Genomic DNA, 15,004 nt, shown 5'->3' on the forward strand with positions numbered 1-15,004 from the left:
ACCGCTACTTTTAATGTATGAAGAAGCTCCTTTCACCCGACTCCACAAAAATTTCCCGCCCGGCCGGGGCTATCAGCCAGGCCGACGCTGTGCCCCCGAAATTCACCAACGGCTCTCCCCTGCCGCTTATCAAAGACATGGAGGCTATCGTTGGTGAAGCCAACGTGCACGGGCGTCTGAGTGATCTCGTTCGCTTCTCTTCCGACGCTGGTCCGTATCACTCCATCCCCCAAATTGTTGTATCTCCACGTAGCGCGCAGGATCTCGCCGCATTGATGCGCTATTGCCACAACAACGGCCGCCACATGACCTTCCGCGCGGCGGGAACCTCCCTTAACGGCCAAGCGATGTCCGATGACATTCTGGTAGACATCAAGCGCCACTTCTCCGGAATGGAAATTCGGGACGGCGGCACCAAGCTATGGTCGCGCCCGGGCGTAATCCTGGGAGATGCGCAGGCGGTGCTTGGGCGCCACGGCTTCATGCTGGGACCAGACCCAGGCTCTACTTCCGTATGCACCATCGGCGGCGTCCTAGCGGATAACTCCGGCGGTATGCGCTGTTCTTTGGAACGCGACAGTTACCACTGCGTCGAAGAGCTAGTCTTCGTACTGCCGTCTGGCACCATCGTGGACACGGCGCGCGGCGACGCCGCGTTCAAGGCGCAAGAGCCCGAATTGCACGCAGCTCTTCTCGCCTTCCGGGATCGCCTGCGTGCTGACGAAAAGATGGTTCAGTTCCTGCGCAAGAAGTTCTCCATCCGTAACACCAATGGCTTGCGCATCGATGCATTCTTAGACGAGGACGAGCCAGTCCATATCTTGAAACGTCTCATGGTCGGCTCCGAGGGCATCTTTGGCGCCATCGTTGAATCGGTAATGAAAACCGTCAAGCTCCCCACGGTCAAAGCCACGACTTGGGTTGAGCTACCGAACCTGCGTGATGCCGCGAATTTCGTGCACCCCATCATGGAGGCAGGCGCCGAGGCCTGCGAACTGCTCGTGGCACCAGTCATGCGTCGCTCTGCCGAGCACTACTCGCACGCGCCAGCTTCCTGGAAAGACCTCGACGACGATGCAGCGGCGCTGCTGGTGGAGGTCGGCGGTGCTAACGAAGACGATCTTCATGACGCCATGGAAAGGCTGCAAGACGTCCTCAAGGACGCGCCTTTGCTACGCCCAGTCGAATTCGAGACCACTGCCGAAGGCATGCGCGGCGCCTGGGAACTGCGCAACGGTCTTTACGGCCTGCTCGGCGCCGACCGCCCCAACGGCACCACTTATATCACCGAAGACGTCTGCTTCCCGCCGGCAGAGGTTGGCAATGCCGCAGCAGATCTGCTGGACTTACAGCACAAATACGGCTATCCGGAGTCTGTCATGGGGCACGCGGCCTTTGGTAACCTTCACTTCTTCCTTACCCCTCGCTTCGACATCGAAGAAGAGCGCGAAGCCTACGCCAACTTCTTGGATGAATTGGCCGAGCTGGTCATCGACAAATACCAGGGATCGATGAAGGCCGAGCACGGCACCGGAGTCAACATGGCTCCCTTCCTCGAGCACGAATGGGGCCCCGAGGCTTTCGAACTGTTCTGGGAGGTCAAAGAGATGCTTGACCCGCACGGAATCCTTGCGCCAAATGTGAAGCTCACGCGCGACAACTCGGTCCATTTGAAAAACTTCAAGTCCTTCCCCAAGGTCGAAGACACCATCAACCCCTGCGTGGAGTGTGGCTTCTGCGAGCCCGTTTGTCCCTCGCGCCACGCTACTGTGACACCACGCCAGCGCATCCTCTTGCGCCGCGAGATGGCTCGCCAACCAGAAGGTTCCGAAGTATTGCGCAGGTTGCAGGAGGAATACCAGTACGACGCAGTAGACATGTGCGCCGCCGATGGCACCTGCTCCATTCCCTGCCCGATCAGCATCGACACCGGTGCTGTGATGAAGCAGCTGCGCAAGCAGGAAGCAGGACCAAAGGCAGAAAAGGTCGCACTGAGCACCGCCCAGCGCTGGGAGGTCGTCGAAAAGCTCGCCCGTGCCGGTGTCATCTCTGCCAATAAGATCCCGCACAAGCCACTCGAACTGGGCACCAACATGGCTCGCAACGTGGTCTCGCCCGACCTTCTGCCCACCGTTCCGGGGCCTCTTCCAAAGGGCGCCTCTCGCCTACCGGAGACACCCCGCGAGGGCGCGCAGGCGCTCTACTTCCCTGCCTGCATCAACCGCATCTTTGGTCGTCCGGCCGGCGCAGCCCCAGACTCCGTTGATCTACCGCGCGCCGTCGTGGAGCTCGGGCGGCGCTCGGGACAGCCGGTGTGGATTCCAAACGACGTAGCCGGCGATTGCTGCGGCACCCCGTGGTCATCCAAGGGCTATAAGGAGGGTTTTACCTACCAAGCCACCAAGATCGTGCGCGATCTCTGGCAGTGGTCCGACGAGGGCGCACTGCCGATCATTGTCGACGCCGCCAGCTGCACTCATGGCTTGCTCGACAACGTGCCAGAAGAGCTTTCCGACGCCGAGCTAAAATTGTGGAATCAGCTGCGCATCATGGATGTTGTGGAATGGCTGCGCGATGAAGTGGCCCCTCACCTGCCGATCGTGCACTCTATGGGCAGGATCGCAGTACATCCGACGTGTTCTACCCACCACATGGGTATCAGCGATGACCTCGTTGCCTTGGCCGGACTCTGCGGCGAAGCCAAGGTGCCAGAGGGCGCCATGTGTTGCGGCTCCGCTGGTGACCGCGTCATGCTGCACCCGGAGCTGGTGGAATCTGCCACCCGTGAGGAGCGAGCCAGCCTGGAGGCGGAAGACTTCGATGCCTTCGTCTCCGACAACCGCACCTGTGAGATGGGCCTGGAGATGATCTCCGGCAAGGCCTACGACTCAATCGCGGTACTGCTCGAGCGGGCTTCGCGCCCAGTGGTCACGCCTTAACGGCGGCCACCACGGTGGCGGTGGGTGGCCGTGAGCTGCACGGCATCCACCTGGCCAAGCTCCAGCAAAGCCTGGCGCAACGCAAACTGGAAAGTCCACAGGCGGCGGAACACAGGATCGAAACCTGCCGCCGCGGCTTCGCGTAGATGACCATCGAAATAGCTGCGCTGCTCGCGTAGCGATTCCACGTAGTGACCGCCCACGTGCGTCTGCGCGACGATGCGCAGATTCGAGTTGCGGTCGAAAAGCTTGTGCGTTTCCTCGAGCGTTGGGTAATCCAGACCGGGCCAGACATAGGCGCGCAGTACCTGTAACGCCGAGCGGGCAGCCGGGGTCATCGTCTCGGTAGCAAAAGTCGAGGCGAGCGCGACCCTGCCCTCTGGGATCAGAGAGCGATCCAGAATCCCCACGAAGCGCTTGCGCTCTGCAGGCGTAAGCAGCTCTAGCTTTTCCACGCTGATGATCGCGTCGTAGCGACCACGCCATTGTTTCGGATGCGGCACGGTGTCATCGATCTGCTGAACCTGTACCGAATCTGCTGCGCCCTCGAGCACTAGGGTTTCGTTGAAGTCCTCGACTTGCTCGGCGTCGGCAGTCAGCACATCCACCGTCGCCCGCCTGTTGACTGCTTCGACAGCCACATTCATTCCGGCTGCGGGATAAACCAGCAGATGAGTGCCGGCGCCGGTGCGCGTGGCGTCGAGAAGCCACTGCGCAGCACGCTTTTGGCCATCCTTTAGATCGGTACGGTCCACCGCAGTCGGCTCACTAACGTGCGTGACGTCAACGAAGTGCTCCTTAGGTTCCTTGCGGCCAGCCTGTGGACTAAAGCTAGGCACCGCCTCTCGGACTGTCGTGGGAACGCCGCTGGCAAAGATGCCGCCCGAATGGGTATAGCCATCACCGGCATAAAGACGCACCAATTCCACGGGTAACTCACCCGGGGTGGAATGCTCGACGTCGAGCTCGCGCGCCTTCGGGCGATAATTCGCACGCAGCAGTCCACGCAATACCTTGACCAGCTTGTCAGAGTCAGCGGTGGTCCACTCGCCCGCCAGATAAGATTCCGCAAAGCCAAGCCAGCCGGTGGCTGCGATGCGAATGAAGAGGGCGTCGTGCAACACGGAAAGGTCTGGTCCGCCCTCTGCCTTAGATTCAGGATCCAGATCCAACTCCGCGAGATCACAGGCCTTGGCGAATTCCGCCTCCGCACGCCGGGCTTTAAAACGTGCAAAGCTCACCGCCGGAAGCGTCGCTACGCTCGGCCACTGATTGGCATCGATGGTGGCTAGATGTGGAAAATCACCCATTGGTCCGGTTTTCTCCTTGGCAAACGTCTACGTGCACGAAGGCTTCCAATTAACCCTAGTGTGAAAAGCCCACCTAGATGCGCCGCCATGCCGAAGAAGGAGCTGTTTAGCCTACATAAAGTATGCATGTACGGTGACTAGGGTTTAGACTGATTCGGTACAAAACTTTTCGCTTTCTTAGGAAGGTATCTCCCCACTATGGCTGAAACCCCTTACCGCCCTGCAGGCGGACGCCACCATGTAGTCGTCATCGGCGCCGGCTTCGGCGGCCTCAATGCAGTTCAGCAGCTGAAGTACGCTGACGTTGAGATCACCCTGATTGATAAGAAGAACCATCACCTTTTCCAGCCGATGCTGTACCAGGTAGCCACCGGCATGATTTCCGCCGGCGAGATTGCTCCTTCCACCCGTCAGCTACTGCGCAACCAGGCCAACGCTCACTTCGTCAACGGCGAAGTCACCGACATCAACCTGGAAGGCCAGACCGTTACCGCTGAGCTGGAGGGCTTCCAGCGTACCTTCGCCTACGATTCCCTCGTCGTCGCCGCTGGCGCTGGACAGTCCTACTTCGGCAACGATCACTTCGCTGAGTTCGCTCCGGGTATGAAGACCCTGGATGACGCACTGGAGCTGCGTTCCCGAATCGTCTCCGCCTTCGAAAAGGCCGAGTTCGTTGACGACCCAGCTGAGCGCGAGCGTCTCCTGACCTTCGTCATCGTCGGCGCCGGCCCAACTGGTGTTGAGTTGACCGGCCAGATCGCCGAGCTGGCTAACCGCACTCTGCGTGACCAGTACTCCAACTACGGCACCACCAGCGCCAAGATCTACCTGCTTGATGGCGCACCGCAGGTTCTTCCGCCATTCGGCAAGCGCCTGGGCCGCAAGGCGCAGCGCACCCTGGAGCGTCTTGGCGTCGATGTGCGTCTGAATGCCATGGTCACTGACGTCACCGAGGACGCCGTCACTTACAAGAACATGAAGAACGACGAAGTCGTCACCATTGAGGGCGCAACCAAGATTTGGTCCGCCGGTGTGGCCGCTTCCCCACTGGGCAAGATGGTTGCTGACCAGGCAGGCGTCGAAGCAGACCGCGCTGGCCGTGTCTCCGTTAATGATGATCTGACCGTGGGCCAGCACTCCAACGTCTACATGGTCGGCGACATGATCTCCCTGAACCGCCTGCCTGGCGTGGCACAGGTTGCGATCCAGGGTGGCGCACACGTGGCCAAGCTCATCAAGGCAAAGGTCGACGAGGAGTCCACCGCCAACGAGCGCGAGGCATTCGAGTACTTCGACAAGGGCTCCATGGCCGTCATCTCCCGCTTCAACGCGGTTGTGAAGATGGGCAAGACCGAGTTCGATGGCTTCCCGGCTTGGGTTTCCTGGATGGGACTGCACATCATGTACGTCCTTGGCTTCCGCAACCGCACCACCGTCGCGGTGAACTGGATCCAGAACATGATCTCCCGCGACCGCGGCAACCTCGAAATCACCGAGCAGCAGCGCATCGCTCGCAACTTCATCAACAAGAACAAGTAGGCCCAAATAGTCGCTGTTCTAACTGTTGCAGCTATCCCCCGCACAACCACCAAACCACCTGGTGTGCGGGGGATTTTGTGTCCTTGATCTCGTTTCTGCGGAACCACGTCCGAAGACGCGTGACGGGTGGTTATATGAGAAATGTATCTACCCCTTCTCTCCTTACAAGGACGGTTCTCTATGCCTACTTCCTTGCTCAACATGGTCCCGCAGATTCTGGCCGGCCTTCTCACTCTCATCCTGACTCTCGTCGGTATTTTCACCGGCGGTTCAGTGGGCTCTAGCTCCAATGCACCGCAGCCGGGCAATCCCTCGGTTACGAGCCCTAGCAACGGAAACTTCAACGTGGCTGCAGATCAAACCCGCGTCTTCAACGAGCTCAACAAGTACCGCGCAAAGTATGGTTTGGAGGCGGTACAGCGCTCCAGCACGATGGATCAGCGCGCTCAGGAGTGGGCAAACTATCTTGCTGAGACCGGCCAGTTCTACCACGACCCTAAGTTCAATGAACGCGAAAACATTGCGATCATCATGACCAATGATGTGTCCGAAGCCGTCTGGAACAGCTGGCACAATTCCAGCGGCCACCGCGCCAACATGCGCGCTGACGATGCCAAGCACGCAGGCCATGGCGTAGCTATCATGAAGAGCGGCAAATTCAAGGGCCAGAAAGTCATTGTTCAAAAAATCTCTGACGTTGCAGTACCGAATACTAGGGCATAGTCCGCATTAGGTTGATGCATTGTCCAGCTCCCACAACGCCGTGGGAGCTGGACTCTTCTTTTGTCGATGCATCTGAACTCCGCAACATTGCGTGATAATAGACGGGGCCTCCAACGCACTACCTGCCGATAAACTAGGCAAACCGCCTTCGTGCACTCCCAGTCTTTGTTAATCTCACTTCTACAACAAGGGGTGCCGCAGGCCTGCGGCTGAGATTAGACCCTTAGAACCTGCACTTAGTTAGCACTAGCGAAGGGATAGTTGTGGAGAATTCTCATCCACGGGGTAGTTTGCCGCGCGTATTGACCATTGCGGGCACCGATCCGACAGGCGGCGCCGGCGTCCAAGCGGACTTGAAGGCGTTTATGGCTGCGGGTGCTTATGGCATGTCCGTGGTAACGGCGCTGGTGGCGCAAAATACGCAGGGCGTGCGCTCGGTGCACACGCCGCCGCTGGAGTTCCTACAGGCCCAGTTGGACGCAGTGCTTGACGACGTCACGGTTGACGCCGTCAAGATCGGCATGCTCGGCAATGCAGATATCACCGCCTCCGTGGAAAAGTTTCTAGACCAGCTAGCACCTTCCACGCCGGTTGTTCTCGACCCAGTCATGGTCGCAACGAGTGGCGATCGCCTCTTGGACGAGCAAGCTGAGGCCGCAGTGCGGCAGCTGTGCAGCAAGGCCACCGTGATTACGCCGAACTTGAAGGAGCTCGCGGTGCTCACAGATACTCCGCAGGCCCAGACCTTCGAGGAGGCTACGGTCATCGCCCAGCGCTGGGCTGCTGATACCGGCACTGCCGTCATCGTCAAAGGCGGCCACCTGCCATCCGGCGATGCAGGAAACGCTGCTGTAAGCGCGGACGGCGTCTTAGTGCAGGTATCGAGCCCGCGCGTAGAGACCAAGAACACCCACGGCACCGGCTGCTCACTGTCTTCGGCACTGGCAGCACGATTGGGCGCCGGCGAAGATCTAGCAGAGGCTCTGGAATGGTCCACCACCTGGCTGCACGAGGCGATTGCCAATGCGGATGCCCTAAACGTAGGAAAAGGCCACGGCCCGGTGGACCATGGCCATATGCTGCGACGCCTCGCAGGGCTTTCATAGCAGCTCGTATCAGCTACTCAAGCGCGTTTAGAGAAGGTCAGCGCCCGGGCGCGTGAGAACCGCCACCAGGAAGGTGGAGCTTTCCTTGAAGACCTTCATATCCCACGAGGAGAAAAGGAAATCAACGCGGAAGCCCACCTCCTTAGCTAAGGTCAGGAAGTCATCGAATGCCCAGCCGCGGCCCTCACCAAAACCGACGACAAAACGGCCGTCGGAATGCAGCGAGTTGTAGATATTGCGCAGGGCTGCCTCACGGCCATCTACTGCCAGGAAGGTCATGACGTTACCTGCAGATACCGCTAGGTCGAAGTCGCCTTCGGGAATCTCGTCTTCAGACAAGTCGCCGACTACCCACTGGCCATCCGGAAAGTCATGCTCGGCATGCGAAATCAGGATCGGGTCCACGTCGACGCCCACCACCGTGTGGCCGCGGCTCACCAACTCGCCGCCTAGGCGGCCCGTGCCACAGCCGGCGTCGAGGATGCGAGAGCCGCGTTCCACCATGGCGTCGGCAAGCCGTGCTTCACCGTGGATGTCTTTGCCCTGCGCAGCAAGCATCTTCCATTTGCGTGCGAAATTCTCCGAGTGCGCGGGGTTAGCTGCGGTTACTTCTTTCCAGGTAGGCATGAAAACTAGTATATGCCCTAAGCAGTGTAGGATTTAGCCGCTAAGTAAAACTGCCTGCCGAACCTGTTTTGGCGCGCAAACGTTATAGAAGTGAAGGAGGCTGAAACGATGCCGTCTGTCCCGTCGCCCTTTAGGCCACGCAAGAGAAACGATCCTCCTAGTTCCTCCCGCACCTTCTCCGTTCCAGCTGAGCGCGCGATAGAACACTGCCGTGTCTTCGTCGACGGCGAGGCACTACCGGGCGAGTTCACCCCTCACTCCGCACTCCGGACCGTCGAGGAATATGGCCGCGGATTCGTTTGGGTGGGTCTGCATGAGCCTTATGAATCCCAGATGACGAAGGTCGCTTCCGAGTTCGGTATTCACGAGCTGATTGTGGAAGACGCCGTTCAGGCGCACCAGCGTCCCAAGCTGGAGCGCTATGATGACCAGCTCTTCGTCGTCGCGCGCTCGGTTAACTACCGCGACCATGATGAGGTTGCCGATAAGCGCCAGATCATCTCCACTGGTGAGGTCCAGATGATTTTGGGCAACAACTTCATCATTACGGTGCGCCACTCGGCTAAGCTGCCCAATCTCGCCTACACCGTGCAGGACGAGCAGGACTTGGTTGAGCTCGGCCCGGTAGCCATGGCCTGGAAGATTCTGGATATGCTGGTGGACCGCTACTCCGAGATCGTTCGCCTCATCGCAATAGAGATCGATGAGATCGAGGAAGAGGTCTTTACCCCACAGACCAAGTTCAACATCGACAGGATCTACATGTTTAAGCGTGAGATCTTGGAGATGAAGCACGCCATTGACCCGCTTTCGGTAGCGCTAAAGGCCATGACCAATGATCACAAGGATCTCATCTCCAAGCAGATCCGTTCCTACCTGCGCGACGTCAACGACCACGAGCTTGTGGTCAAGGACCAGGTTGCGGGCTTCGACGAGCGCTTAACCTCGCTTATCGACGCCTCCGTTGCCAAGGTGACCATGCAGCAAAACAGCGACATGCGCACCATCTCCGCGGTGGTCGGCATGTGGGCTGCCCCTACCCTGGTCGCCGGCATCTACGGCATGAACTTCGATGTCATGCCGGAACTGCACTGGGGCGGCGGCTACTTCATGGCGCTAGGCGTCATGGTGCTCGTGGTCGCGGTCATGTGGTGGTGGTTCCGACGCAACCACTGGCTCTAGGGCTGAAACAAACGCCCTAGGGAGTACACAGCATTCCCTAGGGTCCGCAGCACTATGGGTTGACCATCGTGCGCAGGTTCGTGCGCGCAATGAGTTTGCCGGCTTGGCGCATCTCAATGCACCAGATGTGAGTGCGCCGACCCAGCTGTACTGGTGTTGCCACTGCTTCCAGAATTCCGTCAGACACTGAGCGGATGAAGTCAGTATTGTTGTTGATTCCAACGACCGGTGCAGCCGCTGCAACGAAGGATGCAATGGAGCCCACGGATTCCGCGATGGAGCAATAAAGGCCGCCGTTGGCAACGCCCCACGGCTGGTGGTGCTCAGGCTTGACCTCAAGCTGGGCACGTACTTCGTCCTTCGAGACAAAAGTAAAATCCAGGCCGAGCAGCTCGCCAAAGCCGTGGTTGTGGGCGTTGAAAATCGCGAGTTCCTCGGCGGAAAGCGGGCGTTCTTGGACGGTGGCGACCATTTTCGCCATGAGTTCAAACTTGTCTGGGTTTTCTTGGCTCATGCCATGACAGAGTAGCTGCAAACTCTGACGTAGGATAGAGCCCATGACTGAAAAGACTGAACTCGCCCACATCGGCGTTGTCGGCTTGGCTGTTATGGGCTCCAACTTGGCCCGCAACTTTGCCCACAACGGCAACACCGTAGCCGTCTACAACCGCAGCCCGGAAAAGACCCACAAGCTCATCGAAGAGCACGGTTCTGAAGGCAACTTTATCCCTTCCGAGACCATCGAGGACTTCGTCGCTTCTCTCGAGCGCCCACGCAAGGCCATCATCATGGTTCAGGCGGGCAAGGCTACCGATGCAGTCATCGACCAGCTGGCAGAAGCCATGGATGAAGGCGACATCATCATTGACGGCGGCAACGCCCTCTACACGGACACAATGCGCCGTGAGAAGGAAGTAGCTGCCAAGGGCAAGCACTTCGTCGGCGCGGGCATCTCCGGCGGCGAAGAGGGCGCTCTCAACGGTCCTTCCATTATGCCGGGTGGTCCGGCTGAATCTTGGGAGACTCTGGGCCCAATTCTCGAGTCCATCGCCGCTGAAGTCGACGGCACCCCGTGCGTTACCCACATCGGCCCGGATGGTGCTGGCCACTTCGTCAAGATGGTCCACAACGGCATCGAGTACGCCGACATGCAAGTCATCGGCGAGGCATACCAGCTGCTGCGCTACGGCGCGGGCTTGGAGCCGGCAGAAATCGCTGAGGTATTCAAGGAATGGAACTCCGGCGACCTCGATTCCTACCTGATTGAGATCACCGCTGAGGTACTCGCACAGAACGATCCAGAAACGGGCAAGCCGCTTGTCGACGTCATCCTGGACGCCGCCGGCCAAAAGGGCACTGGCCGCTGGACCGCCATCAACGGCCTAGAGCTCGGCGTACCAGTCACCGCCATCGCAGAGGCAGTCTTCGCCCGCGCACTGTCTTCTTCTGCTACTCAGCGCGCAGCTGCGCAAGACGGTGAGCTGCCAGCAGGCCTCATCCCCTCGGATGTCGACAAGCAGGCGTTCATCGAGGACGTACGCCGTGCCCTTTACGCCTCCAAGCTCATCGCGTACTCGCAGGGCTTCGATGAGATCAAGGCTGGCTCCGAGCAGTTCGGTTGGGACGTTGACCCACGCGATCTTGCCACCATCTGGCGCGGCGGCTGCATCATCCGCGCGAAGTTCCTGGATCGCATCCGCGAGGCTTATGACACCAACCCGCAGCTGCCTGCTCTCATCCTCGACCCATACTTCAAGGGCGAGCTCGCCGAACTCATCGCTCCGTGGCGTCGCGTTGTCGTTGCCGCAACCCAGATGGGTCTGCCGGTGCCGGTATTCGCCTCTTCCCTGTCCTACTACGACAGCCTACGCGCTGAGCGTCTGCCGGCTGCGCTGATTCAGGGTCAGCGTGACTTCTTCGGTGCGCACACCTTCAAGCGCGTGGACAAGGAAGGCACCTTCCACATCGAGTGGTCCGGCGACCGCAGCCTGACTGAGATGTAAAAAGGCTTTTTCAGCCTTCTTTCAAGGCGCTAGGTTCTCTTCTTCAGCGGAGGATGCCTAGCGCTTTTGCTTTGCCTGGATTGCGGTCTAAGAAGCGTTGGCCACTAAGATTTAAGGCAATGACTACTTTCGCCGAACTCGGCTTACCGCAAGAAATCGTGTGTGTCCTCAACAAACAGGGCATCACCGAACCATTTCCCATCCAGCAGGCGGCTATCCCTGACGCGCTCGCTGGCAAGGACGTGCTTGGCCGCGGCCCGACAGGCTCCGGCAAAACCTTCACCTTTGGTCTGCCGATGCTCGCGCGCCTGGCTCAATCCGGCGCCTCGAAGCCTGCCCGGCCACGCGGCTTAGTGCTCGCGCCCACCCGCGAGCTTGCCACCCAGATCCACGAGCGCCTCAACGACCCAGCTAATGCCTTGGGCCTGCGCGTGCTTTCCGTGGTCGGCGGCGTGAACATCAATCATCACATCCGTTCTCTGGCACGTCCCGTCGACCTTTTGGTTGCCACGCCGGGCCGTGCACAGGACCTCATCAACCAGGGCAAGCTCTCCTTGGAGGACGTCTCCATCACAGCGCTCGATGAGGCTGACCACATGGCGGACATGGGCTTCCTGCCGCAGGTGCGCAAGCTTTTAAAGCTCACGCCTGCCGACGGCCAGCGCTTGCTGTTTTCTGCCACGCTGGACGGAGACGTGGACAAGCTGGTGCGCCAGTTCATGCACTCCCCAGTAACACACTCCACTGCGCCTGTTGAGGCTGCCGTGGACACGATGGAACACCACCTGGTATTCGTGGGCGACCGCGACGCGCGAAACGACGTCGTCGTGCGAATCGCCGCACGTGAGGGCAAGACGATCATGTTCATGCGCACCAAGCATGGCGTCGACCGCCAAGCCAAGAAGCTGCGCCGTGTGGGCATCAATGCATTTCCACTGCACGGCGATAAGGGCCAGGGTGCACGCACCAAGGCGATTGAGGGCTTCGCCGACGGATCCGTGCCGGTGCTCGTGGCTACCGATATCGCTGCCCGAGGCATCGACATCGCGAACGTTTCCCTTGTCGTCCACGTTGACCCACCAGCTGAGCACAAGGCTTATCTGCACCGTGCTGGCCGTACCGCGCGCGGCGGCGAATCAGGTGCCGTGGTGACACTAGTTATGGACCAACAGCGTGAGGAAGTTGCCAAGCTCATCAAGAAGGCCGGCGTTGCGGCAGCAGAACTCGATCTCAGCGATCGCCCCACCCCCGCCGGTGCCCCAGAGCTAGCCAAGATCACCGGCGCGCGTAAGCCAAGCGGTAGCCCCCTTCCTCCACCGAATCAGAATGCATCTTCCCAGCAAGGCGGGAAGAAAAAGCCGGTTGGATCCCGGAAAGGCTCGCAGGGTAAGCCTAATCAGCCGAAGAAGGGCTCGGGCCGCAACTCTACAGACCGCAGAGCCTCGAGCAACGGCAAGGGCTACCGCTCCCGCAACGGAAAGCCAGGTGGCTCTCGCCGCCGAGGTGGTGGTCAGCGCTAATGCTGCTGACTGAGCAGGAGTGGCGGACACGGCATGACGCCCACGTCTCCCGCGCCAACGAGCTGCTAGCCCAGTTCCGCCATCCCGGTGACTATCACCCGGTTTATGACTTCCTCTTCGAGTACTATCCGGTGCGTCCCTCGCATTTGCGCCGTTGGCACCCTGGCTTTAACGTCACGCTCGCCGGCACGCCGGGCACGATCCCGCATGAGGAATGGCGCGACTACCATCGCACAGAGCAAGGCGTAACCCTTGACCTGGGAAACTTCTGGGCACGGCGGGGCGATTCCATCACTTATATCCGCAACCTGATGGCTAAAACAACCACGAATCCGGCTCAGTTCGATTGCTTCGGGCTACATGAGTGGGCCATGGTCTACAAGACGGACTCACCGCGCCATAACCTGCCGCTACGCCTTGGTGCCGAACGCACCAACGAGGTAGTGGAATCCCATCGCATTCGCTGCACGCACTATGATGCTTTCCGATTTTTCACGGAGCCTGCGCGCCCGCTCAACCTCACGGTCTTGACCCGTGAGGGCCAACCAGACAGCGACCAGGCCGGCTGCGTCCACGCCACGATGGACCTTTACAAGTGGGCCTGGAAACTCGGCCCGCTGGTTCCAGGCGAACTGTTCATCGAAACGCTGGAACTTGCCATCGAAGCCAGAACACTCGACATGGAGGCCTCACCTTATGATTGCCGTGGCTGGGGCTTCGGCGTGGTCCCAATCGAGACCGCGGCCGGCAAGGCGGAATATGTGGAGCGCCAGCGCGGGCTAGCCCAGAAAGCCAAACCATTGCGTCAACGGCTTGTCGCCATTGTTGACGAAGCCATGGCGGCTACAATTAGCAACCGTTAATGTGGCCTCCTTAAGGCTCGATATCCGGTTGTGAGAACGGCTATTACCGCCCCAGTGTGGAAGGAACTTTCGTGGCAAGACATTCCAACGGCAAAAACACATTCGCAGTGGCAGGCTGGGTATTGGCCCTCCTTGCAGCGTTGATCCTCGCACTCGCCGTCGGCGCCTATTTCCTTTTCCGCGGCAACGATGACGCCTCGACCGCCACTGCAGCAGCGTCTTCCGCAGTAGAGCCAGCCGAGGAATCAGGCGCAGCAATTTCTGATGCTGCCGCGCGCGATGAGCAAGCAGAAAGCAGCGCCGCCGCAAGCTCTGCGCCTGAGTCTTCAGAAAGCGCTCCTTCTTCCGCGGAGAAGCAACCAGAGGAAAATAAGCCTGCCACGTTCGCCGAAAATACCCTGGTTCTCCTCGATACCTCCGAGGGTCTGGCACCGTATTTCAACCAGGTAACGCAGGCCTTGGGCAACACCGCCAACGCGCTTGGCGAAAAGTCTGGTTTGGTAGGCCTGTGGAACTATTCTTCCCCACTGTCTGAGACCGCGACGGTGGGCTACCGCCAGAATATCGGCTATGGGGAGGCCGCCCCAGTGGCCTTTGCCCTGCAGCAGTTTGGAACCGGCGGCGTTCCGCAGACCCGCAGCGCCGTGACCGCAGCGGTGGCAAACGCAGCCGACCAAGCCGCAGGCACCGAGCAAAAGGCCAAGGTTCTGCTCGTTACCACCGGTACGGCCCAAGACATGGATGATCCAACTTTCCAGCAAGCTCTCGCCGATGCCAAGAGCGACAACGTCTCGCTTTCCGTCGTGCATATTGGCCCCGGGGAAAAAGACGCAGTGCTTGACGACGCCGCCGATTCCTTCACCGAAGTCACCGACCCTGCCGACCAGTCCGCCCTCGAGAAAGCCCTAAATCAAGCCGCAGGAGTTTAATCGCCGTTGCTGGCCTTACGCCACCTCGGGGCCTCCCCCCGTAGCGTCTCCGTCTTTCGCTGCAAATGGTGAGGTCCAAATGGTGAAGTCCAAATGGTGAGGATCAGATGGTGAGGTCGCGTAACACCAACATCATCGCTATACATCAAGCACAGCTTTTACGTCGCGTCCTCACCATTTAGAGATCCGGCTGCGGTGCACCTAGAGCTAGTGCCTTACTAGCCCGTTCTGCTGAGAGCGGCTTGTTGGTAGGGGTGTTGCGG

At 59.6% G+C, this 15,004-nt stretch carries 12 protein-coding genes and 1 riboswitch; of the genes, 9 read left to right on the forward strand and 3 right to left on the reverse strand.

What is annotated here, in order from left to right; translation table 11 throughout:
- Positions 1–17 precede the first annotated feature (17 nt).
- The gene (locus HMPREF3158_RS10580) at positions 18–2,939 is read left to right on the forward strand and encodes an FAD-binding and (Fe-S)-binding domain-containing protein (RefSeq protein WP_070498479.1); all 2,922 of its coding nucleotides are present in this window, start codon (positions 18–20) and stop codon (positions 2,937–2,939) included.
- Here the strand turns inward: HMPREF3158_RS10580 and HMPREF3158_RS10585 are convergent.
- A complete protein-coding gene (locus HMPREF3158_RS10585; RefSeq protein ID WP_070498480.1) occupies positions 2,936–4,249 on the reverse strand; it encodes a class I SAM-dependent methyltransferase in 1,314 nt (437 codons plus the stop codon). The two genes, HMPREF3158_RS10580 and HMPREF3158_RS10585, sit on opposite strands and share 4 nt — an antisense overlap.
- Before the next feature lie 198 nt (positions 4,250–4,447).
- Between HMPREF3158_RS10585 and HMPREF3158_RS10590 the strand changes: the two genes are divergently transcribed.
- The 3 genes from HMPREF3158_RS10590 to thiD all read left to right on the forward strand — a co-directional run bounded on the left by HMPREF3158_RS10590 (position 4,448) and on the right by thiD (position 7,617).
- Entirely contained in the window at positions 4,448–5,788 is a 1,341-nt protein-coding gene (locus HMPREF3158_RS10590) for an NAD(P)/FAD-dependent oxidoreductase (protein WP_062035000.1), read from the forward strand.
- Positions 5,789–5,968: 180 nt separating this feature from the next.
- A complete protein-coding gene (locus HMPREF3158_RS10595; protein ID WP_062034998.1) occupies positions 5,969–6,511 on the forward strand; it encodes a CAP domain-containing protein in 543 nt (180 codons plus the stop codon).
- A gap of 178 nt (positions 6,512–6,689) precedes the next feature.
- A riboswitch (TPP riboswitch) is annotated at positions 6,690–6,787 on the forward strand.
- On the forward strand, positions 6,775–7,617 hold the full coding sequence (gene thiD, locus HMPREF3158_RS10600; protein ID WP_062034996.1) for a bifunctional hydroxymethylpyrimidine kinase/phosphomethylpyrimidine kinase: 843 nt from the start codon (positions 6,775–6,777) through the stop codon (positions 7,615–7,617). Its footprint overlaps the riboswitch before it by 13 nt.
- Positions 7,618–7,644: 27 nt before the next feature.
- Here thiD and HMPREF3158_RS10605 read toward each other — a convergent pair whose 3' ends face one another.
- Positions 7,645–8,244, reverse strand: coding sequence for a class I SAM-dependent DNA methyltransferase (locus HMPREF3158_RS10605; RefSeq protein ID WP_062034994.1), 600 nt, complete (start codon positions 8,242–8,244; stop codon positions 7,645–7,647).
- Positions 8,245–8,352: 108 nt separating this feature from the next.
- On the opposite strand from HMPREF3158_RS10605, the gene corA reads away from it, so the two are divergent.
- Positions 8,353–9,426 (forward strand): magnesium/cobalt transporter CorA, encoded by a 1,074-nt coding sequence (corA, locus tag HMPREF3158_RS10610; protein WP_061922546.1) that lies wholly within the window; start codon positions 8,353–8,355, stop codon positions 9,424–9,426.
- A gap of 52 nt (positions 9,427–9,478) precedes the next feature.
- On the opposite strand, the gene HMPREF3158_RS10615 is transcribed toward corA, so the two are convergent.
- The gene (locus HMPREF3158_RS10615) at positions 9,479–9,940 is read right to left on the reverse strand and encodes a PaaI family thioesterase (RefSeq protein WP_235591039.1); all 462 of its coding nucleotides are present in this window, start codon (positions 9,938–9,940) and stop codon (positions 9,479–9,481) included.
- A gap of 43 nt (positions 9,941–9,983) precedes the next feature.
- Between HMPREF3158_RS10615 and gndA the strand changes: the two genes are divergently transcribed.
- The 4 genes from gndA (at position 9,984) to HMPREF3158_RS10635 (ending at position 14,741) form a co-directional block, all read left to right on the forward strand.
- Positions 9,984–11,429, forward strand: a complete 1,446-nt coding sequence (gndA, locus tag HMPREF3158_RS10620) for an NADP-dependent phosphogluconate dehydrogenase (RefSeq protein WP_062034992.1) — start codon at positions 9,984–9,986, stop codon at positions 11,427–11,429.
- Positions 11,430–11,548: 119 nt separating this feature from the next.
- On the forward strand, positions 11,549–12,949 hold the full coding sequence (locus tag HMPREF3158_RS10625) for a DEAD/DEAH box helicase (RefSeq protein ID WP_062034990.1): 1,401 nt from the start codon (positions 11,549–11,551) through the stop codon (positions 12,947–12,949).
- The gene (locus tag HMPREF3158_RS10630) at positions 12,949–13,812 is read left to right on the forward strand and encodes a hypothetical protein (RefSeq protein WP_061922555.1); all 864 of its coding nucleotides are present in this window, start codon (positions 12,949–12,951) and stop codon (positions 13,810–13,812) included. The genes HMPREF3158_RS10625 and HMPREF3158_RS10630 overlap by 1 nt, the downstream gene beginning before the upstream one ends.
- A gap of 71 nt (positions 13,813–13,883) precedes the next feature.
- The gene (locus tag HMPREF3158_RS10635) at positions 13,884–14,741 is read left to right on the forward strand and encodes a VWA domain-containing protein (protein WP_061922558.1); all 858 of its coding nucleotides are present in this window, start codon (positions 13,884–13,886) and stop codon (positions 14,739–14,741) included.
- Positions 14,742–15,004 lie beyond the last annotated feature (263 nt).

The organism is Corynebacterium sp. HMSC06G04 (genome assembly GCF_001807365.1).
Classification (GTDB): Bacteria; Actinomycetota; Actinomycetes; order Mycobacteriales; family Mycobacteriaceae; genus Corynebacterium; species Corynebacterium simulans.

What these genes read in the sequence shown, in the direction of transcription:
- gndA (WP_062034992.1), top strand. Translation starts at nt 9,984, where the DNA reads ATGACTGAAAAGACTGAACTCGCCCACATCGGCGTTGTCGGCTTGGCT.
- HMPREF3158_RS10585 (WP_070498480.1), bottom strand. Translation starts at nt 4,249, where the DNA reads ATGGGTGATTTTCCACATCTAGCCACCATCGATGCCAATCAGTGGCCG.
- HMPREF3158_RS10615 (WP_235591039.1), bottom strand. Translation starts at nt 9,940, where the DNA reads ATGAGCCAAGAAAACCCAGACAAGTTTGAACTCATGGCGAAAATGGTC.
- HMPREF3158_RS10595 (WP_062034998.1), top strand. Translation starts at nt 5,969, where the DNA reads ATGCCTACTTCCTTGCTCAACATGGTCCCGCAGATTCTGGCCGGCCTT.
- HMPREF3158_RS10630 (WP_061922555.1), top strand. Translation starts at nt 12,949, where the DNA reads ATGCTGCTGACTGAGCAGGAGTGGCGGACACGGCATGACGCCCACGTC.
- HMPREF3158_RS10590 (WP_062035000.1), top strand. Translation starts at nt 4,448, where the DNA reads ATGGCTGAAACCCCTTACCGCCCTGCAGGCGGACGCCACCATGTAGTC.
- corA (WP_061922546.1), top strand. Translation starts at nt 8,353, where the DNA reads ATGCCGTCTGTCCCGTCGCCCTTTAGGCCACGCAAGAGAAACGATCCT.
- HMPREF3158_RS10580 (WP_070498479.1), top strand. Translation starts at nt 18, where the DNA reads ATGAAGAAGCTCCTTTCACCCGACTCCACAAAAATTTCCCGCCCGGCC.
- HMPREF3158_RS10605 (WP_062034994.1), bottom strand. Translation starts at nt 8,244, where the DNA reads ATGCCTACCTGGAAAGAAGTAACCGCAGCTAACCCCGCGCACTCGGAG.
- HMPREF3158_RS10625 (WP_062034990.1), top strand. Translation starts at nt 11,549, where the DNA reads ATGACTACTTTCGCCGAACTCGGCTTACCGCAAGAAATCGTGTGTGTC.